The organism is Streptomyces atroolivaceus, assembly GCF_000717025.1.
In the GTDB taxonomy this organism is placed as follows: Bacteria; Actinomycetota; Actinomycetes; order Streptomycetales; family Streptomycetaceae; genus Streptomyces; species Streptomyces atroolivaceus.
The window spans coordinates 164,834-189,834 of sequence record NZ_JNXG01000009.1 but is presented as its reverse complement, the minus strand read 5'-3'; the positions used below and the strand labels follow the sequence as shown (position 1 = coordinate 189,834).

Sequence of the window (25,001 nt, the reverse complement as noted above, 5' to 3'; positions counted from 1 at the left end):
GGGACCCCGCAGGATGAGGCATGACCTGGACCTTCACCGATGACGTCGACGCCTTCCTGGACGCCGCCGGCGCGTCCTTGGCCGCCCGGCCCGCCGAGAACACCCTGCTGCTGACCGTCGCCGGGACCCTGCGGGAGAGCGGGCCGCACGCATTCGGGGCGGAGCCACCGGTGCTGGGCTGGTGGCGCGGGGCTGACGGTGAGGTCGCGGGAGCGCTCGTGCGCACACCGCCGTTCGTGCCGATCCTGGGCACGGCCGCGCCCGACGCGGTATCCGCGCCGGCGGACGCCCTGCCGCTGCCCGGCATCAACGCCGACCGCGACACCGCTGAGGTCCTGGCCTCCCGCTGGCCACGCCACCGCGTCGACGAGGAGCACCGGCTGTACAGGCTGGGAACGCCGGTACCGCCCTCCCCTGCCCCCGCCGGCGGGCCCCGGACCGCGACCCCGGCCGACCGGGCACTGCTCGTCGCATGGCTCACGGCGTTCGGCGAGCAGACCCGCCTCTCCGGCGACCAGGCGGAACGGATCGTGGACGAACGTGTGGCCTACGGCGGATGGACCCTCTGGGAGGCGGGCGGAGAGCCTGTGGCGATGGCAGGCGTCTCACGCAGGATCGCGGGCACGGTGCGGGTGACGGCCGTCTACACGCCACCGGAGCACCGGGGCCGGGGTTACGCGGCGGCGGTGACGGCGGAGGTCAGCCGCACGGCACGGGAGGCGGGCGCCCGGGAGGTGCTGCTCTTCACGGACCTCGCGAATCCGACGAGCAACGGCGTGTACCTGCGCATCGGATACGAAGCCGTCTCCGACCGTCTGCTGATCACCGCGGAGCCGCAGTGACGGCCCCGGCAGGCGGGACACCGGCCGGGCAGGCGTGGCTGACAGCCGCGAACGTGGTGCGATGGCGGCGCTACGGGGAGGGCGGCCAGGAGCTGCGGCCCGGCACCAAGTCCCACCGGGGCGGCTCCAAGGTGTACGTGATCGGTACCTACGCGGGGGTGGCCCACGAACAGCTGACCACGATCGGGCGCGGGCGCCATACCGGCACGTACATCACCACCGACATGTCGACCCGCAATCTGCACACCTTCCGGGCCGTGCCGGTACACAGTCCGACCGTGCTGAGGCTGTGCGAGGAGGCGGGCGCGGGCGGCTGCTGGATGAGCCGTCAGGACGCCGAGGAGCTCGCGGCCCTCCTCGGCCGGCTGTCGGTCGGGTACCGCACCACCTCGTGGGCCGGACCGCATCCCACGCCGTGCCGCTGCCACGAGTGTCTGACGCTCAGCCCGGCGTGAGCGCGGGAGCCGGTGCGGCCGTCCGGAGGGGCGGCGGGCTTCGATGCCCTCGCCCGTCCGTGACCTCCGTCACCAGCTCGCGGCGGAGCGGCGTCGCCACTGTGGCGAAGGTCCCTTTTGTGCCGGTCGACCGGCTCTATGTCTGCGGCGTCGCGCTTCGTATGGTTGAGCGCAGGAAGTCCTGGTACAGAACCCGTTCCCTCCGGCGACGGAGGGCGCGGCCCCGGACGCGACCGCCCGGGACGAAGGTCCCCTGCCGGAAGTCCCGCTCCCGAACGGAAACCCCCCTCCTTGCCACCCGACGTCCCCGAGCCCCCGCCCTCCTCCTGGCGCATGGCCCTGCCGCACTCCACGGCCGCCGTGCCGATCGCCCGCGCCCTCATCCGTACGGCGCTGGCCGAGCTCGACGCGCCCGCGGACAGCGACACCGCCGAGCTGCTGACCGCCGAACTGGTCGCCAACGCGGTGGAGCACACCGACGGCTCGGGGCCCATCGAGCTGGTGGTCGAGCTTCTGGCGACCGGCTGCCAGGTGGAGGTCCACGACCACGACCCGGGTCCCCCCGGGGACCTCTCCCGTCTGCTGCCCGGCAGTGCGCCGGACCCCTGGCAGGAACACGGCCGGGGGCTGCTCCTGATCCGCGCCCTGAGCTCCGCCTGCGGTCACCGCCCCACCGAGCACGGCAAGGCGGTCTGGTTCACCCTCCGGTCGGGCCCGGTGCCGCCCGGTCCTGCGGCGCCCCGGGGCTGACGAGCCGGGACCGGCTGCGGCTGTATCCCGCGTACACCAGGGCACCCACCACCAGGAACACCGAGAACTGCACCCAGGTCGTCCACCCCGTCCCGTACATCAGGTACAGACAGAACCCGACCCCCAGAACCGGGCTGACCGGGTAGAGCGGCACCCGGAAGGAACGCTTCAGTTCCGGGTTGCGGCGACGCAGCGCGATGACGGCGACGTTGACCACCGCCATGGTGGCGAGCGTGCCGATGGTCGTCAGGTTCACGACGACGTCGAGGGACGAGAACGCGGCCGGGACGGCGAAGACGAGGGCCACGATCCACGTGTTGGCGACCGGCGTGTGCGTCTTGGGTGACACCCGTTCGAAGACCCGGGGGATCAGCCCGTCGCGGGACATCGACATCAGGATCCGGGTCTGGCCGTACATCACCGCGAGGACGACGGACGCGATGGCGACGACCGCGCCGAAGGCGATGATCCCTCCGCCCACGCTCGATTCGGTGACCTTGTCGACGACCAGCGAGAGCGCGGCCGGCTTGTCACCCACGGCGTCCGCGCCCAGCGCCCCGATGGCACCGAGGGCGACCGCGCAGTAGAGCAGCGTGACCACGCCGATGCAGATCATGATCGCGATCGGGATGTTCCGGCGGGGGTTCTTGACCTCTTCGCCCGCGGTGGTGATGGCATCGAAACCGATGTACGAGAAGAACGCCACCGACGCACCGGCGGTGACACCCGCCATGCCGTGAGGGGCGAAGGGCGACAGGTGTCCGTCCTCGAACGCGGTGAAGGCGATCGCACAGAACGCGATGAGGATGCCGATCTTCAGCACCGCCATCGCCGCCGTGGCTCCCGCACTCTCCCTGATGCCACGCACCAGCAGGGTGGCCGCCATCATGACCACGACGACCGCCGGCAGATTGATCACGCCGCCGTCGCCGGGCCCGGAGGAGAGCGCTGCCGGCAGATCCCAGCCGATGAGGCTGTTCAGCAGTTCGTTGACGTACTGGCTCCACCCCACCGCGACGGCCGAGACCGAGACGCCGTACTCCAGCAGCAGGCACCAGCCGACGAGGAACGCGACCCGCTCCCCGAGCGTGGCGTAGGCGAAGGAGTACGAGCTGCCGGAGACCGGGATGGCCCCTCCCAGCTCGGCGAAGGAGAAGGCGGTGAAGATGCAGGTGACGGCCGCGAGCACGAACGAGACCACCACGGCGGGACCCGCCTCGGCAACGCTGTCGGACAGCCCGACGAAGATCCCGGTGCCGACGATCGCCCCCACCCCGAAGCACACGAGCTGGAACAGCCCCATGGTGCGCCGCAGACCGTGCCCTTCCAGGTCGGCTCCGGACTCGGCGAGCAGCAGGGCGGGGCTCTTGATGCGCGCCCGGGTGCTGCGCGAGGGGCTTGGTGAGGTGGGGGAGGCGGAACTCATGGGGGGCGGGGTCTCTTCTCTGGTGGTGCGGAGGACTGAGCCTGTGGGGAGACTCGCACCTGGGCATGCGCTCCGGACCACGACGGGCCGCTTCGGACGGCTCCGGGCCGCTTCGGACCACTGCGGGCCACTGCGGACCGCTCCGGACCACTGCGGACCGCTCCGGGCCGGGCACATGAAAAGGGGTCCGGACGTGCGAGCCCGAACCCCACCAAGTGGCACCATCGTAGCCACTTGTACGCATGTTCACCCAATCGGGTGCATGTTCATGCGCTCTGCGCGCCGCCCGCCAGCGTGGCGACGAGCACCGCCTTGATCGTGTGCATCCGGTTCTCGGCCTCGTCGAAGACCACCGAGTGCCGGGATGCGAAGACCTCGTCGGTGACCTCCAGCTCCGAGAGGCCGTGCCGCTCGTGGATCTCCCTGCCCACCTTCGTGCCGAGGTCGTGGAAGGCGGGGAGGCAGTGGAGGAACTTCACGTCGTCGTTGCCCGTGGCGCGCAGGACGTCCATGGTCACGGCGTACGGCGCGAGAGCGGAGATGCGTTCGTCCCAGATCTCCTTGGGCTCACCCATGGAGACCCACACGTCGGTGACGACGAAGTCGGCGCCGCGGACACCCTCGCCGACGTCCTCGGTGAGGGTGATGCGCGCCCCACTGGACGCCGCCAGCTCGTGAGCTCGGTCCACGACCTCCTGTACCGGCCAGTAGGCGGCGGGAGCGACGATCCGGACGTCCATGCCGAGCAGGGCTCCGGTGATCAGGTAGGAGTTGCCCATGTTGAAGCGGGCGTCGCCCAGGTAGGCGAAGGTGATCTCCTCCAGCGGCTTGTCCGTGTGCTCGGTCATCGTGAGCACGTCGGCGAGCATCTGGGTGGGGTGCCAGTCATCCGTGAGCCCGTTGTAGACGGGCACACCTCCGTACGCGGCCAGCTCCTCGACGGCCTGCTGACTGTCACCGCGGTACTCGATCGCATCGAACATCCGGCCGAGCACCCGGGCGGTGTCCTTGACCGACTCCTTGTGTCCGATCTGGGAGCCGGAGGGGTCGAGGTACGTCGTGGACGCGCCCTGGTCGGCGGCGGCCACCTCGAAGGCGCAGCGGGTACGCGTCGAGGTCTTCTCGAAGATCAGCGCGATGTTCCTGCCATGCAGCCTCCGCACCTCCCCGCCCGCCTTCTTGGCGGCCTTGAGCTCGGCGGACAGGGCGATCAGGCCGCGGAACTCCTCGGCCGTGAAGTCCAGCTCCTTGAGGAAATGGCGGCCTGTGAGGTCTATGGCCATGGTGACTGCTCCTGGGTCGGACGGAGGACGGGGCAAGCGTCCTGGAAGTCTATACGAGGCACTGTATTGCTATACAGGGGTCTGTCCTCAGCACGCCCGGTGCCTCCCGCCCCGCGTCTCCTCCTCCCGTCCGCGGCCCGGGCACCCCCTGTGAGAGCCGCCTCACACGGGATCGCGTACCACGGGGCAGCTCATGCAGCGCGGACCGCCGCGGCCCCGTCCGAGCTCGCTGCCCCGGATCTCGATGACCTCGATGCCCTCCTTGCGCAGATAGGTGTTGGTGGTGGCGTTGCGCTCGTACGCGACGACGACCCCGGGCTCCACGGCCAGCACGTTGCAGCCGTCGTCCCACTGCTCCCGCTCGGCGGCGTGCACGTCCTGGGTGGCGGTGAGCACCCGGATCGTCTCCAGGCCGAGCGCGGAGGCGATGGCCCGGTGCATGTGCTCGGGCGGATGGTCGGTGACCTTCAGCTCACGCGGGCCGATGCCGGGCTCGATCGTGTAGGAGCGGAGCATTCCGAGTCCGGCGTACTTGGTGAACGTGTCCCCGTCGATCATCGTCATCACCGTGTCGAGGTGCATGAACGCCCGGCGCTTGGGCATGTCGAGCGCCACGATCGTCCGGGCCGACCCCGCGTCGAAGAGCCCTCTGGCCAGCATCTCCACGGCCTGGGGGGTGGTGCGCTCACTCATGCCGATCAGAACGGCCCCCCGGCCGATCACGAGGACGTCGCCGCCCTCGATGGTGGACGGATAGTCGTCCTGGCCCTCCGACCAGTGGTGGAAGACACCCGCCTCGGGGCCGGTGAAGAGGGGGTGGTGCCGGTAGATCGCCTCGAAGTGCACGGTCTCGCGCTGCCTGGCCGGCCAGCGCATCGCGTTGATGGACACCCCGTCGTAGATCCAGGCGGAGGTGTCGCGGGTGAAGATGTGGTTGGGCAGGGGGCTGAGCAGGAAGTCGTCCAGATCCATGACGTGGAAACGGACGGAGGTCGGTTCGGCGTGCCGTTCCAGGAACTCCCGCTTCGTCATCCCGCCGACGAGCGCCTCGGTCAGCTCCGCCGCGGACAACTCCTCGAAGGCGGCGCGCAGATGCTCGGTGGCGAGGGGGCCGTACTCCTTCTCCTCGAACACCCGGTCGAGAACGAGCCGCCTCGCCACCGGGATGTCGAGGGACTCCCGGAGCAGTTCCCCGAAGAGGTGCACCTCCACACCCCGGTCTCGCAGCACGTCCGCGAAACCGTCGTGCTCCTCCCTGGCGCGGCGCACCCACAGCACGTCGTCGAACAGGAGCGCGTCCTTGTTGCTGGGTGTGAGCCGCTTCAGCTCCAGATCGGGGCGGTGCAGGATGACGCGGCGCAGCCGCCCGGCCTCGGAATCGACATGGAATCCCATGTCCTCATCCTCACCGCGCGGAGCGCCGTTCACCCTGCGAACCGCCACCCGATTCCGGCGGGCCGGCCTACAGCCGGGGATCGACGGGCTCCGACTCCAGGGCCAGGACGGCGAAGACCGCCTCGTGGACCCGCCACAGCGGCTCTCCGTCGGCCAGCCGGTCGAGCGCCTCGAGACCGAGGGCGTACTCCCGCAGGGCCAGTGACCGCTTGTGGCCGAGGAACCGGGAACGCAGCCGCTCCAGATTGTCCGGCCGCGTGTACTCGGGACCGTAGATGATCCGCAGGTACTCCCGGCCGCGCACCTTGATGCCCGGCTGGACGAGCCTGCCCTTGGCGTCCCGCTCCAGGGCGCCGAGCGGCTTCACGACCATGCCCTCGCCGCCGCGTCCGGTCATCTCCAGCCACCAGTCGATGCCGGAACGCACGGAGGCCTCGTCACCCGTGTCCACGACCAGGCGCCGGGTGACCTGGAGCAGACCGCTCGGGTCGTGCTCGACGAGACGGTCCAGCCACGCCAGCTGCTCGTCGTGCGGCACGGCGGCGAGCGAGCGGCCCTGCACCGCGAGGATCTGGAACGGCGCGAGCCGGACGCCGTCCAGCCCTTCGGTGCTCCAGCAGTAGCGGCGGTACGCCTCCGTGAAGGCGGCGGCGTCCAGGGCACGCCCCCGCTGACGGGCGGCGAGGCCGCCGACGTCGACACCACGGGCGGCCGCCGCTGCCAGAGCGCCCTCGGCCACGGGCAGGACCGCACCGGCGGCCGCGCCCACCGCCGCGTACTGCGAACGCAGCAGCCCGGCGGCCTTGAGGGACCAGGGCATCAACTCGGCGTCGAGCACCACCCAGTCGGTGTCCCACTCCTCCCAGAGCCCGGCGGCGGTGACGGCCGCGCGCAGCCGGCCGAGGACGACCTCGGTGAGGGCCGTGTCGTCCAGGAACGGCCGCCCGGTGCGGGTGTAGAGGGCACCGGTGGGGCCTCCCCCACCACCGGCGTGGGAGGCGTCCCCAGCACCGAAGCGCTCACGGGCGGTGCCGGCGTCGCGGCAGACCAGCGCCACGGCACGCGATCCCATGTGCTTCTCCTCGCACACGACCTTGGCGACGCCGTCCTCGCGGTACTGCGCGAAGGCCTCGGCCGGATGCTCCAGGAACCCCTCCTCACGGGACGTGGCGGTCGGCGCCATGGTCGGCGGGAGGTAGGCCAGCAGCCTGGGGTCGACGGCGAACCGGCTCATGACCTCGAGCGCGGCCGCCGCGTTCTCCTCGCGCACCGCGATGCGGCCCATGTGCCGGGTCTCCACGATGCGGCGGCCCTGCACATCGGCGAGGTCGAGCGGCCGGCCCTCCCTGCCTCCGGGGGCCTCGGTGGTCAGCGGCTTGACCGGCTCGTACCAGACGCGCTCGGCCGGTACGTCGACGAGCTCGCGCTCCGGCCAGCGCAGTGCGGTCATCTTCCCTCCGAAGACCGCCCCGGTGTCCAGGCACAGGGTGTTGTTCACCCAGGACGCGGTGGGTACCGGTGTGTGGCCGTAGACCACCGCTGCACTGCCCCGGTAGTCCTCGGCCCACGGGTAGCGCACGGGCAGGCCGAACTCGTCGGTCTCGCCGGTCGTGTCCCCGTACAGCGCGTGCGAACGGACCCGTCCGGAGGTACGCCCGTGGTACTTCTCGGGCAGCCCGGCGTGGCAGACGACCAGCTTTCCCCCGTCGAGGACGTAGTGGCTCACCAGTCCGTCGATGAACTCCGCCACCTGCTCACGGAACTCGGGGTGCTCGGCGTCCTCCCGCTCCAGCTGCTCCACGGTTTCCGCGAGCCCGTGGCTGTGCTGGACCTTGCGGCCCTTGAGGTAGCGGCCGAGCTTGTTCTCGTGGTTGCCGGGGACGCACAGCGCGTCGCCCGAGGCCACCATGGACATGACCCGGCGCAGGACACCGGGGCTGTCGGGGCCGCGGTCGACGAGGTCGCCCACGAACACGGCGGTACGGCCCTCGGGGTGCGTGCCGTCCTTGTAGCCCAGCTTGCCGAGCAGGGTGTCCAGCTCGGAGCTGCAGCCGTGGATGTCACCGATGATGTCGAACGGGCCGGTGAGGTGCCGGAGGTCGTTGTAACGGCGCTCCAGGACGACTTCGGCGGCGTCGGCCTCCTCCTCGGTGCGCAGGACGTGCACCTTGCGGAAGCCTTCGCGCTCCAGACCGCGCAACGAGCGCCGCAGTTCACGGCGGTGGCGCTGTACGACGTGGCGGGGCATGCCGGCACGGTCCGGCCGGGTGGCGTTGCGCGCCTGGCAGAGCTCTTCCGGCATGTCCAGGACGATGGCGACGGGCAGCACGTCGTACTGCCGGGCCAGCTGCACGAGCTGTCTGCGGCTCTCCGGCTGCACGTTGGTGGCGTCGACGACAGTGATCCGGCCTGCGGCGAGACGCTTGCCCGCGATGTAGTGCAGCACGTCGAAGGCGTCACGGCTGGCGCTCTGGTCGTTCTCGTCGTCGGCGACGAGACCTCGGCAGAAGTCCGAGGAGACGATCTCGGTCGGCTTGAAGTGCTTGCGGGCGAAGGTCGACTTGCCCGATCCGCTGGCGCCGATGAGGACGACGAGGGACAGGTCGGTCACCGGCAGCGTGCGAGGGGTGGTGGTCATGCGGCCTTCGCCTCCTTCGTCGTCTCCTGGGCCGTGGTCATCGTGAACACGGCCATCTGTGTGGGAGGCCCCACCTCGGGGTCCTCCGGCCCCACGGGCGCGAACTCCACCGCGTAGCCGTGGCGTCCGGCCACCTGCCCCGCCCAGTCCCGGAATTCCTCCCTGGTCCACTCGAAGCGGTGGTCGCCGTGGCGGACGTGCCCGGCGGGAAGTGTCTCCCAGCGGACGTTGTACTCGACGTTGGGCGTGGTCACCAGCACGGTCCGCGGTCGCGCGGATCCGAACACCGCGTACTCGAGGGCGGGGAGCCGCGGCAGGTCGAGGTGCTCGATCACCTCGCTCAGCACAGCGGCGTCGTAGCCCTTCAGCCGCTTGTCGGTGTAGGTGAGCGCGCCCTGCCGGAGGGTGATTCGCCCGGCCTGCCGCTCGCCCATCCGGTCCAGCTTCAGCCGGCGTGCGGCGACGGTCAGGGCGCGCATCGACACGTCGACCCCGACGATCTCCGTGAAACGCACGTCCTTGAGCAGCGCCTGCACCAACTGGCCCTGGCCGCAGCCCAGATCGAGTACCCGGCTCGCCCCGGCCGCGCGGAGGGCTTCCAGGATCGCCGCGCGGCGCTGCTCGGCGAGCGGTACCGGCCTCTCCTCCGTGTCGGTGTTCTCGTCCACCGCGTTGTCGACGCTCTCCACCTCGAGGTCGTCCGACTCCGCCAGCCGCACCAGCTCCAGCCGCTCCGTCGCCTGCCGCGTCAGCCCCCGGCGACGGGAGAGATAACGGCTGGTGATCAGAGTCTGCTCGGGGTGACCCGCCAGCCAGCCCTCGCCGGCCCGGAGGAGCTTGTCCACCTCGTCGGGTGCGACCCAGTAGTGCTTGGCGTCGTCGAGCACCGGCAGCAGCACGTACAACTGGCGCAAGGCGTCCGCGAGCCGCAACTCCCCCTCCAGCACCAGCCCCACGTAGCGCGAGTCACCCCACTCCGGGAACCGCTCGTCCAGCGGGACGGCCACGGCGTCCACGCGTGTCCAGCCGAGCGGCGCGAAGAGCTTGTGCACCAGCTCCGCCCCACCGCGTGCGGGCAGCGCGGGAACCTCGATCCGCAGCGGCAGCGGCTCCAGGGCCCGGTCGGGCATCGCCCGGCACGCCCCGTTCAGCGCGGACTTGAACACCGTCGTCATCGCGACCGACAACAGGGACGACGCCGCGTACGGACGGTCGTTGACGTACTGAGCGAGGGCCGCGTCGGGTGCTCCGCCCCGGCCCTTGCCCTTGCCGCGCCTCACCAGAGCCACCGGATCCACCTCCAGCAGCAGCGCGGCCGTACAGCGCTCCGCCGACGCCTCGGGGTAGAAGACGTGGGCGGTGCCGTGCGAGGTCGAGAACGTCTGCGCCTTGTCGGGATGCTTGTGCAGCAGAAAGCCGAGATCGGTGGCGGGACGCTCAGGGGTGCCGGTGGTGCTGATAGTCAGGAACACGTGTCCGAGTATGATCCGGTGTCCTGTCTCCCACCAGGCATTTTCAGGCTCCTGGCGACTTCAGCCGCTCAGCCAGCGCCGCGATCTCGGACGGGCCCACCCGGCAGCAGCCGCCGACCAGCCGCGCCCCCGCCCGTTGCCAGTCCCGCACCCTGTCCGGTTCGAAGGTGTCTCTCCCGGTCCACTCCCGGCCGTCGGCGTCCCACTCCTCCCCACTGTTCGGGTACACGACGACGGGCTTGCCGGTGGCCGCGGACGCCACCTCCACCGCGCGGTCGGCGTCGTCGGGGTCGCAGCAGTTGACCCCGACGGCCACCACCTGGTCGATGCCGGCGACGAGCCCGAAGGCCTCTGCCAGAGGCTGCCCCGCCCTGGTCCGGTCGCCCGCCACGCTGTAGGAGAGCCAGACCGGCACCTCGAACTCCTGGACCACCCGCAGCAGGGCCTCGGCCTCGTCGATGTCCGGCACCGTCTCCAGCGCCAGCACATCGGGTGCCGCCTCGGCCAGCGTCTCCACCCTTGGCCGGTGGAAACGCGCCAGCTCCCGGACGGTCAGTCCGTACCGCCCCCGGTACTCGCTGCCGTCCGCGAGCATCGCGCCGTACGGTCCGACCGAGGCGGCGACCCAGAGTTCCCTCCCCGTCACCGCGCCCGCACGGCGTGCCGACTTCACGCTGTCGGCCAACAGCTCCGCTGCCCGCGCCCGTCCGGTCCCGCGCCGCGCGAACCCTTCGAAGGTCGCCTGATAGCTGGCGGTGATGAGCACCTGCGCACCTGCCCGCGCGTAGGCCGCGTGGGCGGCCTCGATCTGCTGGGGCGCATCACTCAGCAGCCGGGCCGACCACAGGGCGTCGGACAGGTCGCAGCCCTGCGCCTCCAACTGGTTGGAGAGGCCCCCGTCCAGCAGAACGGTCCCCTCGGCGAGCGCCTCGCCGAGCGTACGGCCGGGCGGGACATCCGGTGTCCGGGCGGTGTGCACATCTGCTCCTTGCTGTCGGCAGGCTGCGGTCGGTCCCGCGGCCGCGGTCCGATCCGTGAGCTGGTTCCTCTCGGTCACGCGGACCGTTCCGCCACCGGGCCGGACGGGCGGTGCCGTCCTGCCGACGGGACGGGCCGTTTATCCCGTCCTGCCGGCTGTTCCCCCGTCCGGTGGGGAGGTCGGCGGGCGCGGCCGTTCGGCCGGGCGGCCCCGTCAGCCCAGCTGCGACTGGACCTGCGACGAGATCAGGTCCAGGTGATCCAGGTCGTGCAGGTCCAGGACCTGGAGGTAGATCCGGGACGAGCCGATGGCGGCGTACCGGCCGATCTTGTCGACCACCTCGTCGGGTGAGCCCGCCAGCCCGTTCGCCTTGATCTCCTCGACCTCGCGCCCGATGGCGGACGCGCGCCGCGCCACCTCCGCGTCGTTCTTCCCGACACACACCACCAGAGCGTTCGAATACACCAGGTCGTCGGGGGCCCGGCCGACCGCCACGGCCGCGTCCCTGACCCGGCCGAACTGCTTCTCGCTGTCCTCGATCGACGCGAAGGGGATGTTGAACTCGTCGGCGTACCGCGCGGCCAGCCTCGGCGTACGGACCGCGCCGTGACCGCCGATCAGGACCGGGACCTTGTCCTGGGCGGGCTTCGGGAGCGCCGGCGAGTCGGTGAGCTGGTAGTACGTCCCGTCGTAGCTGAACGTCTTGCCGGTCTCGGTCTCCCACAGTCCCGTGATGATGGCCAGCTGCTCCTCCAGCCGGCCGAACTTCTCCTTCGGGAAGGGGATGCCGTACGCCTTGTGCTCCTCCTCGAACCAGCCGGCACCCAGGCCCAGCTCGACCCGGCCACCGGACATCTGGTCGACCTGGGCGACCTGGATGGCCAGCACGCCGGGCAGCCGGAAGGTGCCCGCCGTCATCAGGGTGCCGAGGCGGATCCGCTTGGTCTCACGGGCCAGACCGGCCAGGGTGATCCAGGCGTCGGTCGGGCCGGGCAAGCCGTCTCCCGAACCCATGCGCAGGTAGTGGTCGGACCGGTAGAAGGCGTCGAAGCCGAGGTCCTCGGTGGCCTTGGCGACGGTCAGCAGGGTGTCGTAGCTCGCCCCTTGCTGGGGCTCGGTGAAGATTCGAAGATCCATGCCTCCATCCTGCACCTTGGAGAGCCCGCGCCCTGTCCTCCCCTGCCCTCCTCCCCCGAGGTGGGTGGTGGGCGCTCCCCTCCACCCGGCTCACGACTGCCCGGCGACGAAACCCGCCGGCCCGCGGATCCCTCCGAACGGGCCGTCGTTCTCCTGGTCCGGCTCCTGCTCGTGCTCCCGCTCATGCTCGGCAAGCCGTCTCAGCATGCCGTGGACCCGGTCGACCGACTCGTCGACGGCGTCTATCGCCTCGATGCACTGCCAGTAGAGCCCCTCCTCCTCCGTACCGCAGGCCACGCCCACCAGCGCGATGCCCGCCTCGCCGAGCAGCAGCACGAGAGCCGCCAAGGCTTGGGGTACGTGCGCCACCTCGGTGAGCTGCGACGCCCGCACCCCTCCGGCCGGGACCATCGGGTGGTCGAGCACGGCGTTGCCCAGCGCGCAGGTCTCGCTGAGGGCACGCGCCTCCGTCCGTAACTCCACGGGCCCTCGACTCGCCAGCTGCCCCCCGACCGCGCGGGCGAGTGCCTGGGCCTGCCATGCCTCCGCCATGACGGCCGGCACTCCCCGGCTCCCCGCCAGCGCGCTCCTGCCCGCCGCGATCAGTCGCTCCGCTTCCATGCGATTCCCCCGTCGCCGAGACCACCCGTGAAAGAACCCGCTCACCTCTTCATTACCCACAGTGAGGTGTGCGGCACACGAAAGCCAGAGGAAATCGGAAATCTGTGGACAGGAAATCGATTGTGCACAAGTCGATCACTCCGAAGAGTGACGACCTGTCGGCTCGCCACGGTCCGGCGCGGGGAAGCGCTGCTCATTCCGGTCGATCTTGGCCGCCAGCGCCGCCAGCACGTCGATGCCCAGAACCTCGCAGAACTGCAGCAGGTAGGCGAGGACGTCCGCGACCTCGTCCGTGACGCGGAACGCCGTCTCGGGGTCCTCCATGACCCTCGCCGACTGTTCCGGCGTCAGCCACTGGAAGATCTCGAGGAGTTCGGACGCCTCCACGCTCAGTGCGGCGCAGAGGTTCTTGGGGGTGTGGTACGGCTCCCAGGCACGGGAAGCCGCGAATTCGGCCAGTCGCCGCTGCAGTTGCGCTACATCCGGTTCGGTCACGGTGCCAGGTCTACCACCGTCGTACCGGCCGTCCCCCGGGCGGCTGCCGCGGCCGCCTCACCGACCGTCCCCAGCAGGCGCATGTGCCCGTCCGCGCAGATCGCGGCCGCCAGCGCGAGCAACTCCCCGGCCTGCCGGACGTCCAGGTCCCGGTCGAGCCCGTCGGCCAGGACTGTGAGCGCCTGCATGGCGGACGGCACCTCCGCCGCCGGGTCCACCACCAGGACGTGGGGTCCGGTCAGCAGGACGAGCGCATGGGCGAGGTAACGGAGTTCGCCGTCCCCGAGGCGTCCGATGGGTGTGCTGCGGCCCGCGCCCCGGCCCGCGAGGGCCTGGACGGTCCCGTCCTCCAGGCGCTCGACGGTCAGTCCCGTCACCGGTCCCGCACACCCGGTGTCCGCGCTGGCGACCAGCCTGGCGTGCCGCTGGGCGCACTGGCTGTGCGTGCGGTACAGGACCTCGGCGAGGTTGTCACAGCACGAGGTCAGCCGCCCCTCCCCCACCGGGACGGCCGCACGCATCCGCCGGGGCTGAGGATCACAGACGAAGGCGGAGCGCAGTGCCACCACCACCTGTTCGGCGGCGGCCAGCACCCTGAGCTGACCGTCCGTCGTCCCCGCGACCCGCAACGGCAGGAGCGCCGTGCCGAGACGGTCGTCGGGGAAGGGCGCACGGGTCACCGGGACCACCCCGGCGGTGTGCCAGGCGGCCTGGACGGAGGAGCGCCGGGGGTCCCGCAGCGCTGTGCTCAGCAGGGTCTCGCCGAGGTCCGTCAGCCGCTCGCCGACGATGCGGAGAGAGGGCTCGGCCTGCACGGCGAGATCCAGTCTCACCGGGCCGGCCGGGCCCTCCACCGTGCAGCCGAGCCTGAACCCCCGCCGCCCCTGCGCGTCGGCGCCGACGCCTTCGGGAACCCAGGCCCCCGGGTCGGGGAAGACGTCCTCGAGGGTGTCACCGGCGGCCAGCCGCGCGAGCGCCTCGTACCCGCGGAGGGCGGTCGACTTCCCGCTGCCGCTGCCTCCGGTGAGCAGCGTGAGCGGCCCGAGCGGGATGACGGTCCGGCGGTGCGAGGCGAAGGCGTCGAGCCGGAGTTCACCGACGAAAGGGCGGGCGGGGCGGGCCGCGCCGGCCGGCGGCGGAGCCGTCCGCCCCGAGGAGATCGAGGAGATCACAGTCATGAGCGGACCGTACGCACGTCGGTGACCGGCGAACCGTTCCGCCCGCGCGACCTTCCTACGATTGAGGTACGCCCGCCGCGGTGACTCCCTCGACCTCCATGCCGACCGGTGCGAGCAGGAAGACGTTGCGGTCCACCCTGTGCATCCCGCTGCCGAGTCCGAAGACCACCCCGCTGCTGAAGTCCAGGATCCGCTTGGCCACGTCGTTCTCGGCTCCGGTGAGGTCCAGCAGCACGGGAATCTGCGCCACCAGGTACTCCGCCACCTCGCGCGCGTCCGCGAACACCTGGACCCTCAGAACGACCAGGCGCCGCTGCTCCGCCGACTCGTGCTGGTCGGGGACCGTACTGTGGTCGATCCGGGAGGGCCATTCGTTACGGCCCCTCAGGGGTACGACCTGGGCGAGCCCTTCCCACTGTTCGTCGGTGGCGTCGTACCTGTCGTACCTGTCGTACCTGCTCACAGAACCACCCCGTCCATATGCCGGTTGGCTGTGCGCCGGCTGCGCTCGCTGTTCATCGGGCAATTCTCTCGCCCCTCACCCGTTCGGCGTACCACCGACACGGGCCGGAACATGATCGGCGACCTCCGGTGCGCCCGCGCCGTCCGTTTCGTGGAGGGTGTCGAGCGGTGTGAAACGGACCGGGATGTGGGCCGGGGCGCGGTGGAAGGGGCCCGGCCTCCAGACCAGCGCACCCGGTTCGACCGCCAGTTCCAGGTCGCAGAGCTGACTGGTGAGCTGTTCGATCGCGGTCGTCGCCATCAGCAGAGCGGGCTGTCTGGCCGGGCAGCGGTGCGGCCCGGTCGACCACGCCAGGTGCGCCCCGTCGCCGGATCGCACCGCGGGATCCGGGACGGAGGGCGGTGACTGCGTGTTGGCGGCGGCGAAGGAGACCAGCACCAGCTGCCCGGAACGCAGCGGGACCCCGTGGAACTCGGTGTCGTGGCGTGGGAAGTGCGCCCCCATGTTCGCCAGCGGCGGGTCCCGCCAGAGCACGTCGTCGACGGCCTCACGCGCGGTCATGGCACCGCCGTGCAGGGAGCCCCCGTACCGGGTGTCGCTGAGCATCCGCAGCAGCGCGTTGCCGATCAGATTGGTCGTGGGGTCGTGGCCCGCGCTCATGATGAGCGTGATCTGGCGCACGGCCTCGTCGTCGTCGAGACCCGCCGGATGGGCGAGCAGGTACGTGGTGAGGTCACGGCCCGGTCTGCGCCGCCGTTCGGCGACCAGCGTGGAGACGACGCCGACGAGGTCGTCGTAGGCCGCTGTCGCGTCCTCCGCCGAGTCCATCATCCCGGCCGTCCCGCGGACCACGCGCTCGGTGTCCTCCGGGGCCACTCCGAAGGACGCGGTGAAGACGTGCAGGGGGAGCCTGCGGGCGTACTGGGCGATGAGGTCACCGGTGCCGGTGGCCGAGAACGCGGCGATGAGCCGCTGCGCGACCCGGGCGACCTCCGCACGCAGCAGGTGGGGTTCGATCAGGGCGAGGGTGTCGTTGATCGCGTCGCGGTAGCGGGCGTGCACGGCGCCGTCGGTGAAGAGTGCGGTGGGCCGGTGTCCGAGCACGGGCAGGACCGGCGAGTCGGCCGGCACACCCGCCTGCCAGGCACGCGGGTCCTTGGTGAAGGTCTCGGTGTCCCGCAACAGGTCGAGGGCCGCGTGGTAGTCGGTGACCAGCAGCGCCTCGACGTCCGGGGCGATACGCACCCTGGCCAGCGGCCCCTGGGCGCGCAGCCTCCGGTAGTGGCCGTGCGGATCGGCGGCGAAGCCCGCGCCGTACAGCGCGAGCGGTTCGAGGGGCGAGGGAGCGGTGCCGGCCGAGGTGCCGGTCGCGGGAGGGGTCATGACGATTCCTGGGACGCGGGCAGACGGGTCAGGGCGTGTTCGGCGAGGGCGATCAGGGCATCGATGCTGCCCCGCCTTTCGCGGGCGTCGCACTGCACCAGCGGGGTGCGCGGGTCGAGGTCGAGGTGCTTGCGCAGGACCTCGTCCGCATGGGCGGGGGCGTCGGGGAAACGGTTCACCGCGACGGCGTACGGGAGTCCCTGCTCCTCCACCATGTCCATGACTGCGAAGGAGGCCTCGAGCCGCCGGGTGTCGACCATGACGAGGGCTCCGAGTGCGCCCCGGGCGATGTCCTCCCACAGGGGGAGGAAGCGCTCCTGGCCGGGGGTGCCGAACATGTAGAGCACCAGGTCGTCCTGGACGGTCAGCCGTCCGAAGTCGACGGCGACCGTGGTCGTGGTCTTGTCCGGAAGTCCGGCGGTGTCGTCGAGTCCCGCGCCGGACTGCGTCATCGCCTCTTCCGTGTGCAGGGTCGGGATCTCCGACAGCGTACGGATCAGGGTCGTCTTGCCCACGCCGAAGGGACCCGTGACGACGAGTTTCATCAGGGTCTCGGCGGCACTCGGCAGATAGCCGATGCCGCCCCGGTCAGTGGAGGGAGCGGAGTCCAACGAGCAGCCTCTCGACGAGCGACCGGTCGAGCTCACCGGCGCTGGGGATCGGTGGTCGAGCGTGCAGATGTCCTGCGGCCACGAGGTCCGTGGCCAGGAAGACCGTGGCGCTGACCGGCAGGTCCAGATGGGCGGCGCATTCGACGACGGTGAGGGCTCCCGGTTCCAGGAGTTCACACAGTCTGCGCTGCTCCGAACCCGTGCCCCGCGGCAGGGCCGCGTCGGTACGGACGAGCACGGCCAGCCGGTCGAGCGCGGGGCCGGTGGGCGTGGAGCGGCCACCGGTGACCAGGTAGGCGGGAATCAGGCGGCGCCCTGGGCCGGGGGTCATGGCCGGGCGGCAGCGTCCGGTTGGCGGGCGGGGGCGTGCATGGCCCGGGTCAGCGCGGTGACCTGCACCTGCATCTGGTACGCGATGTTCCCCAGGTGTGCGTCGGGGGCCGCGAACAGGGCCAGAGTGGTGTTCCTGCCGGCCGGTACGACTACGGCGAATCCCAGATCGGACTCCACGACCGTCTGGGCCAGCCGCGGCGACTCGGCCTCGGTGAAGGCGGTGGTGAAAGCCCGGGCCGCCGCGTGCAGGGTGGCCGTCATCGCGGCGACGCGCTCGGCGGACGCACGGTCCAGGCCGGGCGACGCGCCCTCGACGAGCCCGTCGCCCGTGGCGACCACGGCGTGTTGCACTCCGGGCAGCTCCAGCAGCGGGGTCAGCACCCAGGCGAGATCACCGGCGGTGGGGGTGGCGCTCACGTCTCGTCGTCTCCTTGGTCGTCCGATGGGGATGCTGGGGGTGCAGACCGCTCGGGCGCCCTCCTGCCGCTGAGGGTGCCCTCCTGGAGGGCGGCCCAGGCCGCTCCGGCCTGCTCGGGCGTCCGGAGCAGGGGTGGCTCCTCCGGGGCCTGCTGCCGAGCCGTCGACGCCTCCGGGGAAGCCGTGCGAGGTGATCGACGACGCCGGGTGGGCAGTCCTGCCGCAGGCGGTGCTTCCTCGGCGGCGGAGGCGGGCCCGGGTCCGGGTTCCGGTACGGGTCCGGGTTCCGGTACGGGTCCGGGTTCCGGTACGGGTCCGGCGGGCACGAACGCGGCGGATCCGGCCGGTCCGGCGGGCTCGGACGGTGTGGGCAGGGCGGTTCCGAGCGGTGGCGCGGCGGGCGCAGGAGACGCGAGCGGCGCGGCGGGCGCACCGGGCGCGGGGCCGGCAGCTGCCCCGGCCCCCCGCGCCTGCACCGGCTTCGGCGCGAGCACGGACAGGGTGCGGTCGTCGTCCATCACGGTCAGCAGGTGGGCAGGGATACGCAGCATCGTGCGCATCCCCCCGTACGGCGACGCCTCGATGTGGCAGCTGAAGCCGTATCTCGCTATGAGCCGCCCCACCACGGCGAAGCCGGTCTGCGGCGGGTCGCCCAGCTCGGTGAGCAGGACCTCGGAGGGGCCCGCCAGCAGTGCCCGGGCCCGCTTCAGCGCGTCGTCGTCCATGCCGATCCCGGCGTCGTCGACGAGGATCAGCGCGCCACGGCCGGCGCTCTGCTGGACCGTCACCGGCACCTCGGTGTCCGGGTGCGAGTACGCCGTCGCGTTGGCCAGCAGCTCCGCGAGCGCGATCGCGAGGGGTTCGGCGGCACGGGCGACCAGCGCGAGCCGCTCCTGGCGCAGGTGGTTGGCGACCTTGATCCGCTCGTACCCCGCGACCCTGGACTGGGCACCGAGCACCACTTCGACGAGCGAGGAGTTCTGCCGGGCGAGCCCCGGCCAGGCGTCGCAGAGCACGGCCGTGGCCTGGGTGCGGCGCAGCGCGAGTTCGTTGCGGAAGTCGAGCTGCAGGATCCGCGGGTCGTCGTACTCGTGCTGGAGCTCCTGCAGCAGGTGCTGCGACTGGTTGAGCAGTGACTGGATCTTGGCGGATGTGCCGCGCATGGCCGACCGCGCCGCCGCGTCGACGCGTCCACGTTCCTCCAGGACCGCCGTGCGCACGGCCTGTACGGCTTCGGTCAGCAGATGTGCCGCGTCGCCCTCGATCCCGGCGGCCTCCCGCAGCCCGGGAACAGGTGCGGTGCGGTGGGAGAGTGCGGTGGCGGCGGCGGGGATCCGCTTACGGGCGAGCTGACGGATCTCCTCGGTGAGGGCCGTGGTGCGGGCCTCCGCCGCCTTGGCCTGACGCTCGATCAGCTCGGCGCGGGCGGACGCTCCGTACGCGTCCCGCCTGGCCTGGTACATGCGTGCGGTCGACCATGCCGCCACCGTGACGGCGATCAGGGCCACGATCCATGCCACCACGGCGTCACCGCGTCTCTGTTGTCGGGGACGGCCCGCGGCCGCCCGCGCGGCGGCCGGCCGTCAGTGAGTCGCACCGGCCGGCCGTCACGCCGGCCCGCCGCTGAGGACCGCGTCGGTCTCGTGGGCGACCGCGGCCACGTCGGCCATCACCTGGAGGACGCCGGGCAGTTCGGAGCCGTCCAGGTGCCGGTACTCGCTTCCGATGGTCACGACGAGCCGCTCCGGCAGGCCGAGTGCCGGGTAGCGGCCCTCGCCGATCACCCGGCGGGCCGCCTCGAGCGTGGGGACACCTGCCGCGTGGAGGGCGTGGGCGCGTTCGCGTACGTAAGCGAGGTAGCCCATGTGCTCCCTCACCCCGGCCGGGTCGAGCACCGGGCCGTGGCCGGGCACGATCACCTCGGCGCCGGTGGCCAGGACGCGTTCGCAGGCGTCGATGACGTTGCCCAGGGGGCCCGCCCAGTGCACCGGATGGTCCCCGGGCTGCTGCGGGGTGGAGGAGAAGATGACGTCTCCGCTGAACACCGCGCGCTGCGAGGGCAGATACACGATCAGGTCCCCCGCCGTGTGCGCCGGCGGCAGGGAGGACACCTGGACGGCGTACTCCCCCAGGGTCAGTTCGAGTTCTCCCGTGAAATAGGTCGTCGGCCGCACCGCCTCGGTGGCCGACCAGTCGAAGGCTCCGAAGTGACGCCGGAGGTAGGCGCCGAGGGGTGTGGAGGAATCGCTTCCGGCCACCAGGGCGTGCTGCTGCTGAGGGGTGGGGTCGTAGTGGATGTGCTCCCGGGCCTCCCGGGTCGCGATGATCTCGGCGTCCGGCAGCACTCCGGCGCCCCAGAAGTGGTCCCCGTTGGCATGGGTGACGATCACACGGCCGATGTCCACGCCGTCCGGCAGTCGCTTCCGGCTCTCCATCAGGAACTGACCGGCCAGCAGCGGGTCGTAAGGGGTGTCGATCCACAGCGCACCGCGCGGCGACACGAGAAGTCCGCAGTTCGCCAGGCCCCAGCCCCGCTTGGGCGGAAGCCAGGCGTGCAGGCCCCTGCCGAGGTCCACGACGCGTCCACCCGTGATCGACATGGGGTGATTATGCCGACCGCGATCCGGCCGCGCGTTCGAACTCGGCCATTGCGCAGACCCAGTGGCGCGAAATCGCCTGTCGCCTGAACCGTCCTCGACGCGCCGGTAACCGTCCGGGGTCGAGACAGATCATCCTCACAGGGGACGTTCCACCTGATGTACGAGATATCGGCCACCCGGCCCACGCCGTGAGGCGGATACCCACACGGGGCCGACAGAACCGGATTGGGCCGACTACCCACCGAGCATGGCCGAAAACCGACGCTGAACGCATCATGAAGCCCCGGCCACTTTGCTTGTTTCTGCTCGAATGACCCATGTAATATGCAGAATCGAACAAGCGGGCGTCGATTTCACTCACCCCACCCCATCAGGTGCGAGCAGCAGCGGAAGCGGAGTGCGGACATGTCGCATGTCGAGACCGAGACAGCCGGCCAGCCGGAGTGCTGGCGCCGCGCCGCGGAGGTGGCTGCCGACCGGAAGGCGGCCCTGCCCGCGGCCGGCGAGCGCATCGCCGTCGTGGGCTGCGGGACGTCGTTCTACATGGCTCAGGCGTACGCCTCGCTCCGTGAGGCGTCCGGGCAGGGCGAGTCGGACGCGTACGCCGCTTCGGAGTTCCCCTTCGGGCGCGCGTACGACCGGGTCGTCACGCTGACACGTTCGGGAACGACGACCGAGGTGCTCGGCCTGCTGTCCCGGCTGCGGGGCACCACCCGGACCGTCGCCGTGACCGCCGACCCGCGGACCCCGGTGATGGCCGCCGCCGACGAGGTGGTCGTCCTCGACTTCGCCGACGAGCGGTCCGTGGTCCAGACGAGGTTCGCGACCACGGCCCTGACCCTTTTCCGGGCCCATCTCGGCCTGCACACCGATGACGTCGTCCGGGACGCGGAGACCGCCCTGTCCGAGCCGCTGCCCGAAGGGCTCCTGGAATGCGATCAGTTCAGCTTCCTGGGGCGGGGCTGGACGGTCGGCCTCGCCAACGAGGCCGCGCTGAAGATGAAGGAGGCGTCCCTGTCCTGGACGGAGTCGTACCCGGCGATGGAATACCGTCACGGCCCGATCAGCATCGCCACGGCCGGTACCGCCACCTGGATGTTCGGCGCCGCGCCGGAGGGACTGCGGGAGCAGGTGCTGGCGACCGGGGCCCGCTGGGTGGAGAGCGGCCTCGACCCACTGGCCGATCTGGTCCGGGTCCAGCGGCTGGCGGTCGCCCGCGCGGCCGCGCGCGGCCTCGACCCCGACCGGCCGCGCCATCTGACCCGGTCGGTGGTGCTCGGCACGGCCGCCGGATCCTGAACCCGTCACGGCATGCCGCGTACCGGGCCGACGAAGGGCAGCCCGGTACGCGGCCCTGACCCTGGAGGTCAGGCCTCTTCGAAGTAGGCGTCCAGCGCCTCGTCGAGTTCCGCCGTCCACACCTTGAGGTCGCTCCGGGACCCGGCCTCGACCTCGGCGTTGAACCACCGGCGGCTCGACAGGTGCACGGTCACGGTGAACCGGCGTCCGAAGCGGCCGGTCTTGACCTCGACCGCGCCGATCTCGGCCCAGTCGAACTCCGCCTCCTGGTCGTCGAGCCGGAAGCGGACGCCCTCGGCGTCCGCCCTGATGGATCCGCGCCGGTCGCTGACCTCGAAGACGGGGCCGTCCTCGCCGGCGGTGCCCTTGCGGGCCTCACCGGCGTCAGGGGCGGGCTCGCCGTCCGGGGCGGCACCGTCGGCGGCCGTGGCATCGTCCACGGCCTCCTCGGCCACCCCCTTGGCGGACGTGTCCGCGGCCTCGGCCTCCCGGGCCTTCCCGGGCGCTCCGGCCTCCGCCTCCGCCTCCGCCCGCGCGGGGGCAGGGGCCGTCAGGCCGGGGATGTACGCCGGGTCTGTCCCCGCGGCGAACTCGGGCTTGTTGTTCGAATCTATGCGCTGCTCCACGGCGGGCAGTATGAACGACGAACCTGTACGAGACCAGTCACCCGGGCTCCGCCCGGCCTGTCGCCGGGCCGCCGGCCGCCGTGTCTCCGCCGGTCGGCGGCCTCCCGACACGGACGGGGCCGGACACGACCGACGGGTGGTGCGGGTTCCGCCGAACCCGCACCACCCGTCAGTTCTGTCCCTCTGTCACACGCCCGTGCGTCAGCGGTCCCGCCTCTGCGACAACTCAGTAGGCACCGAAGACGTTGTCGATCGAGCCGTACCTGTCCGCGGCGTAGTTGCACGCGGCCGTGATGTTGGCGACCGGGTCGTAGCTGTCAGTCGACGTTCCGGGCACGTGGTAGGCCTCGAAGGTCGGGTCGATGACCTGCAGCAGCCCCTTGGAGGGGATGCCCGCAGCGGCGTTCGAGTCCCAGTTGTTGATGGCCTGCGGGTCGCCCGCGGACTCACGGATGATGTTGCGGTGGATGCCCTCGTAGGTGCCGGGGATGCCGTGCTCGGCCATGACGGCCAGCGACTCCTTGATCCAGCCGTCGAGGTCGTTCGTGTAGGCGGCCGGCTCGGCGGCGGGAGCGGCCTCGGCGGCAGGCGCGCCCTCCGCGGCGACGGAGGTGCTCGCGCGCTCCGAACGGTCGGCGCGGTCAGCGCCCTGCTCGGCACGGTCGGAGGACGCGGAGGCCTTGGATTCGGCCTTTTCGGTCTTGTCCGCCGACTTGTTCTCGGCCTTGGCTCCGATAACCAGCTCGAGACCGGGGTGAATCAGGTCGGGGTTTCCGCCGACAACCTTCTGGTTGTCCTCGTACAGGGCCTTCCAGCCACCGCTCACGGAATGCTCGCGTGCGATCTTGGCGAGGGTGTCACCGAAGATCACGGAATAGGTCGCGGACTCGGACTTCTGCGCGGCAATTCCCTTGGCGGACGCGGCAGTCGACGTCACCGCCTTTTCGACGGCAGCCGGCTGGGCGGGGGCCGCGAAGGCGCCGGTGGCGCCGATCACGGGGAGGGCCAGGGCGGCTCCACCCGTGCTCACGGCGATGATGCCGCGGGTCAGCGAACTGGTCTTGGAACGACGGTACTTACCGTTTTCGGGCATGCTGATTTCCTCTCCGTCGCCTGCGAAGTGAGCTGTCGGGTTCGGGCTGGAGATGCCCGGCCGCAAGCGAATGCGACTTCACCCCGAGCCGCTCCGGAAACCGGATCGGCGCTTACCTGGGTCCCCCGCTCCTGCCGTACGAGAAGTAGTCGGGTCACCGGGCGGCGGCAGGATTCGGCGTTCCGCCCGGAGTGATGGTGACCGTAAGCGAGAAATAGGGAAAGGAACAAGCCTGCCGCGATGATCACAATTCATCGGCAAGATCAATGTATGGGAATTCTTGTAATCCACCCCACACCGCATCCGCCTTTCCTCATGGCGCACAAGGGAACCGACTGCCGCACTCCTGCGTCCGGGGCCCGGAGCGTGACCCTGGTCACGGAGTCCGATTCGAGTGATTTGCCCCTTAGTGAAGTGGCCCAGGTCGCACGAAATGGCCTTTTATGGATTACGGGATTAATTTAAGAAAGCACCTTAAATCGGGCATTCGACTCACAGGTGATGTCTTCGGGCATGCCGTGAGCGCCCGCGTGGAACCGATCCGCCTATGACTGAAAGTCCTTACGCCTCGGCCCCGCGGATCACCGTCCTGCCCGTGCAGCCCGGGGATCCGCCGTTCCGCATCGTGGAGATCGACGGAGAGGTGATCGGAAGCGCGACCGCCATGACCGACGTGCTGATCGCCGCCGCGGCGGCAGGCGTTCCGGTCCATGACCTCGACGACCCGTCCGCCATCAGATGGGTGGGAGGCGGCAAGCTCCACTGGAAACCGCACTGAGGGGTCATGAGGCGGCCGGCGTTCGCTGGCGGGGCACCGCCGCCGCTCGCGCCCTGCGCGGTGTCGCTCCGCCTCCCGCGGCGGCTCCGCCGGAAGCCGTCCCCTGGGATGCCGCCGGGGTGCTGCGCCGTCTCCTGATGCTGCCCCTCGCGGTACCGACGCCTGCGTGCTCCGCCTCGCGTCCCTCGCACCCCACTCGACGGGGCCGCCCACCGCCACTCGCATCCACGAGGTAAACGACGCATCTGCATTGTAAATGCGAGCACTGTCCCCATATTCTGTCGCACATGCAGTCCTACACCATCGGGCAGGCGGCCCGTCTTCTCGGCGTGAGCCCGGACACCGCCCGCCGCTGGGCGGACGCCGGCCGTGTCGCGACCCATCGCGACGAGGGCGGGCGACGCCTCATCGACGGCCGAGACCTGGCCGCCTTCTCGGTCGAGGTCGCCCAGGCCGGGCCCGGAGAGGGCGAGGTCCCCTACACCTCGGCACGCAACGCCTTCCCCGGCATCGTCACCGCGGTGAAGCTCGGAGACGTGGCCGCCCAGGTGGAGATCCAGGCCGGCCCGCACCGCCTCGTCTCGCTGCTGACCCGGGAAGCCGTGGAGGAACTGGGCCTCGAGGTCGGCATGCGGGCCACGGCCCGCGTGAAGTCGACCAGCGTGCACATCGACCGCACCTGACGCGGCACCCGCCGCCCGCGAGCGGCGGTTCTCACCGAGGAGTT

General features: G+C 71.2%; 25 protein-coding genes and 1 riboswitch. Of the genes, 6 read left to right on the top strand and 19 right to left on the bottom strand.

All coding sequences use genetic code 11. The annotated features are described in order from the left end of the window. The first annotated feature begins 20 nt into the window (after window positions 1-20). From OO67_RS19430 to OO67_RS19420, 3 genes are all read left to right on the top strand, one after another. Window positions 21-842 (top strand): GNAT family N-acetyltransferase, encoded by an 822-nt coding sequence (locus tag OO67_RS19430; protein WP_033302044.1) that lies wholly within the window; start codon window positions 21-23, stop codon window positions 840-842. Then, the gene (locus OO67_RS19425) at window positions 839-1,297 is read left to right on the top strand and encodes a hypothetical protein (RefSeq protein ID WP_051709566.1); all 459 of its coding nucleotides are present in this window, start codon (window positions 839-841) and stop codon (window positions 1,295-1,297) included. Before OO67_RS19430 ends, OO67_RS19425 begins: the two co-directional genes overlap by 4 nt. A gap of 291 nt (window positions 1,298-1,588) precedes the next feature. After that, window positions 1,589-2,047: an ATP-binding protein gene (locus OO67_RS19420; RefSeq protein ID WP_033302041.1), complete on the top strand. Its 459-nt coding sequence runs from the start codon at window positions 1,589-1,591 to the stop codon at window positions 2,045-2,047. On the opposite strand, the gene OO67_RS19415 is transcribed toward OO67_RS19420, so the two are convergent. The 17 genes from OO67_RS19415 to OO67_RS19335 form a co-directional block, all read right to left on the bottom strand. Beyond that, window positions 1,995-3,473, bottom strand: a complete 1,479-nt coding sequence (locus tag OO67_RS19415) for an amino acid permease (RefSeq protein ID WP_033302038.1) — start codon at window positions 3,471-3,473, stop codon at window positions 1,995-1,997. The genes OO67_RS19420 and OO67_RS19415 overlap by 53 nt on opposite strands. Before the next feature lie 266 nt (window positions 3,474-3,739). Beyond that, window positions 3,740-4,756 carry an ornithine carbamoyltransferase gene (gene argF / locus OO67_RS19410; protein WP_033302036.1) on the bottom strand — a complete coding sequence of 339 codons (1,017 nt, stop codon included), beginning with the start codon at window positions 4,754-4,756 and terminating at the stop codon, window positions 3,740-3,742. Window positions 4,757-4,918: 162 nt separating this feature from the next. Continuing rightward, the gene (locus OO67_RS19405; protein WP_033302034.1) at window positions 4,919-6,151 is read right to left on the bottom strand and encodes an arginine deiminase; all 1,233 of its coding nucleotides are present in this window, start codon (window positions 6,149-6,151) and stop codon (window positions 4,919-4,921) included. Between the two features lie 67 nt (window positions 6,152-6,218). Next, window positions 6,219-8,789 (bottom strand): polynucleotide kinase-phosphatase, encoded by a 2,571-nt coding sequence (locus OO67_RS19400; protein WP_033302032.1) that lies wholly within the window; start codon window positions 8,787-8,789, stop codon window positions 6,219-6,221. Further along, window positions 8,786-10,261 (bottom strand): 3' terminal RNA ribose 2'-O-methyltransferase Hen1, encoded by a 1,476-nt coding sequence (locus tag OO67_RS19395; protein ID WP_033302030.1) that lies wholly within the window; start codon window positions 10,259-10,261, stop codon window positions 8,786-8,788. Before OO67_RS19395 ends, OO67_RS19400 begins: the two co-directional genes overlap by 4 nt. 43 nt (window positions 10,262-10,304) lie before the next feature. Continuing rightward, on the bottom strand, window positions 10,305-11,240 hold the full coding sequence (mmuM, locus tag OO67_RS19390) for a homocysteine S-methyltransferase (protein ID WP_033302028.1): 936 nt from the start codon (window positions 11,238-11,240) through the stop codon (window positions 10,305-10,307). A gap of 213 nt (window positions 11,241-11,453) precedes the next feature. Next, window positions 11,454-12,377, bottom strand: coding sequence for an LLM class F420-dependent oxidoreductase (locus OO67_RS19385; protein WP_033302027.1), 924 nt, complete (start codon window positions 12,375-12,377; stop codon window positions 11,454-11,456). A gap of 90 nt (window positions 12,378-12,467) precedes the next feature. Continuing rightward, window positions 12,468-12,998, bottom strand: a complete 531-nt coding sequence (locus OO67_RS19380) for a DUF6099 family protein (protein ID WP_033302026.1) — start codon at window positions 12,996-12,998, stop codon at window positions 12,468-12,470. A 135-nt stretch (window positions 12,999-13,133) separates the two neighbouring features. After that, window positions 13,134-13,493 carry a nucleotide pyrophosphohydrolase gene (locus tag OO67_RS19375; RefSeq protein WP_033302025.1) on the bottom strand — a complete coding sequence of 120 codons (360 nt, stop codon included), beginning with the start codon at window positions 13,491-13,493 and terminating at the stop codon, window positions 13,134-13,136. Beyond that, window positions 13,490-14,671, bottom strand: coding sequence for an AAA family ATPase (locus OO67_RS19370; RefSeq protein ID WP_051709564.1), 1,182 nt, complete (start codon window positions 14,669-14,671; stop codon window positions 13,490-13,492). Before OO67_RS19370 ends, OO67_RS19375 begins: the two co-directional genes overlap by 4 nt. Before the next feature lie 55 nt (window positions 14,672-14,726). Further along, complete coding sequence (locus OO67_RS19365) at window positions 14,727-15,134, bottom strand: cell division protein SepF (RefSeq protein ID WP_033302024.1); 408 nt, start codon at window positions 15,132-15,134, stop codon at window positions 14,727-14,729. Window positions 15,135-15,209: 75 nt separating this feature from the next. Beyond that, the gene (locus tag OO67_RS19360) at window positions 15,210-16,517 is read right to left on the bottom strand and encodes a cytochrome P450 family protein (RefSeq protein ID WP_051709562.1); all 1,308 of its coding nucleotides are present in this window, start codon (window positions 16,515-16,517) and stop codon (window positions 15,210-15,212) included. Further along, the gene (locus OO67_RS19355; protein ID WP_033302021.1) at window positions 16,514-17,128 is read right to left on the bottom strand and encodes a GTP-binding protein; all 615 of its coding nucleotides are present in this window, start codon (window positions 17,126-17,128) and stop codon (window positions 16,514-16,516) included. Before OO67_RS19355 ends, OO67_RS19360 begins: the two co-directional genes overlap by 4 nt. Further along, window positions 17,106-17,459: a DUF742 domain-containing protein gene (locus OO67_RS19350; protein WP_033302018.1), complete on the bottom strand. Its 354-nt coding sequence runs from the start codon at window positions 17,457-17,459 to the stop codon at window positions 17,106-17,108. The genes OO67_RS19355 and OO67_RS19350 overlap by 23 nt, the downstream gene beginning before the upstream one ends. Next, on the bottom strand, window positions 17,456-17,878 hold the full coding sequence (locus tag OO67_RS19345; RefSeq protein ID WP_033302017.1) for a roadblock/LC7 domain-containing protein: 423 nt from the start codon (window positions 17,876-17,878) through the stop codon (window positions 17,456-17,458). The genes OO67_RS19350 and OO67_RS19345 overlap by 4 nt, the downstream gene beginning before the upstream one ends. Next, window positions 17,875-19,401 (bottom strand): ATP-binding protein, encoded by a 1,527-nt coding sequence (locus OO67_RS19340; RefSeq protein ID WP_033302015.1) that lies wholly within the window; start codon window positions 19,399-19,401, stop codon window positions 17,875-17,877. The genes OO67_RS19345 and OO67_RS19340 overlap by 4 nt, the downstream gene beginning before the upstream one ends. 84 nt (window positions 19,402-19,485) lie before the next feature. Next, a complete protein-coding gene (locus OO67_RS19335; protein ID WP_033302012.1) occupies window positions 19,486-20,478 on the bottom strand; it encodes an MBL fold metallo-hydrolase in 993 nt (330 codons plus the stop codon). Window positions 20,479-20,883: 405 nt separating this feature from the next. On the opposite strand from OO67_RS19335, the gene OO67_RS19330 reads away from it, so the two are divergent. Further along, window positions 20,884-21,777, top strand: coding sequence for an SIS domain-containing protein (locus OO67_RS19330; protein ID WP_033302011.1), 894 nt, complete (start codon window positions 20,884-20,886; stop codon window positions 21,775-21,777). A gap of 68 nt (window positions 21,778-21,845) precedes the next feature. Here the strand turns inward: OO67_RS19330 and OO67_RS19325 are convergent, their stop codons facing one another. Both OO67_RS19325 and OO67_RS19320 read right to left on the bottom strand, forming a co-directional pair. Next, the gene (locus tag OO67_RS19325; protein ID WP_033302009.1) at window positions 21,846-22,403 is read right to left on the bottom strand and encodes a hypothetical protein; all 558 of its coding nucleotides are present in this window, start codon (window positions 22,401-22,403) and stop codon (window positions 21,846-21,848) included. A 226-nt stretch (window positions 22,404-22,629) separates the two neighbouring features. Beyond that, window positions 22,630-23,496, bottom strand: a complete 867-nt coding sequence (locus OO67_RS19320; protein WP_033302008.1) for a transglycosylase SLT domain-containing protein — start codon at window positions 23,494-23,496, stop codon at window positions 22,630-22,632. Window positions 23,497-23,498: 2 nt separating this feature from the next. After that, a riboswitch (cyclic di-AMP (ydaO/yuaA leader) is annotated at window positions 23,499-23,686 on the bottom strand. A 357-nt stretch (window positions 23,687-24,043) separates the two neighbouring features. Here OO67_RS19320 and OO67_RS19315 point away from each other — a divergent pair. Further along, window positions 24,044-24,274 carry a hypothetical protein gene (locus OO67_RS19315; RefSeq protein WP_033302006.1) on the top strand — a complete coding sequence of 77 codons (231 nt, stop codon included), beginning with the start codon at window positions 24,044-24,046 and terminating at the stop codon, window positions 24,272-24,274. A 287-nt stretch (window positions 24,275-24,561) separates the two neighbouring features. Next, window positions 24,562-24,957: a TOBE domain-containing protein gene (locus tag OO67_RS19310; protein ID WP_033302004.1), complete on the top strand. Its 396-nt coding sequence runs from the start codon at window positions 24,562-24,564 to the stop codon at window positions 24,955-24,957. The last annotated feature ends 44 nt before the right edge of the window (window positions 24,958-25,001 follow it).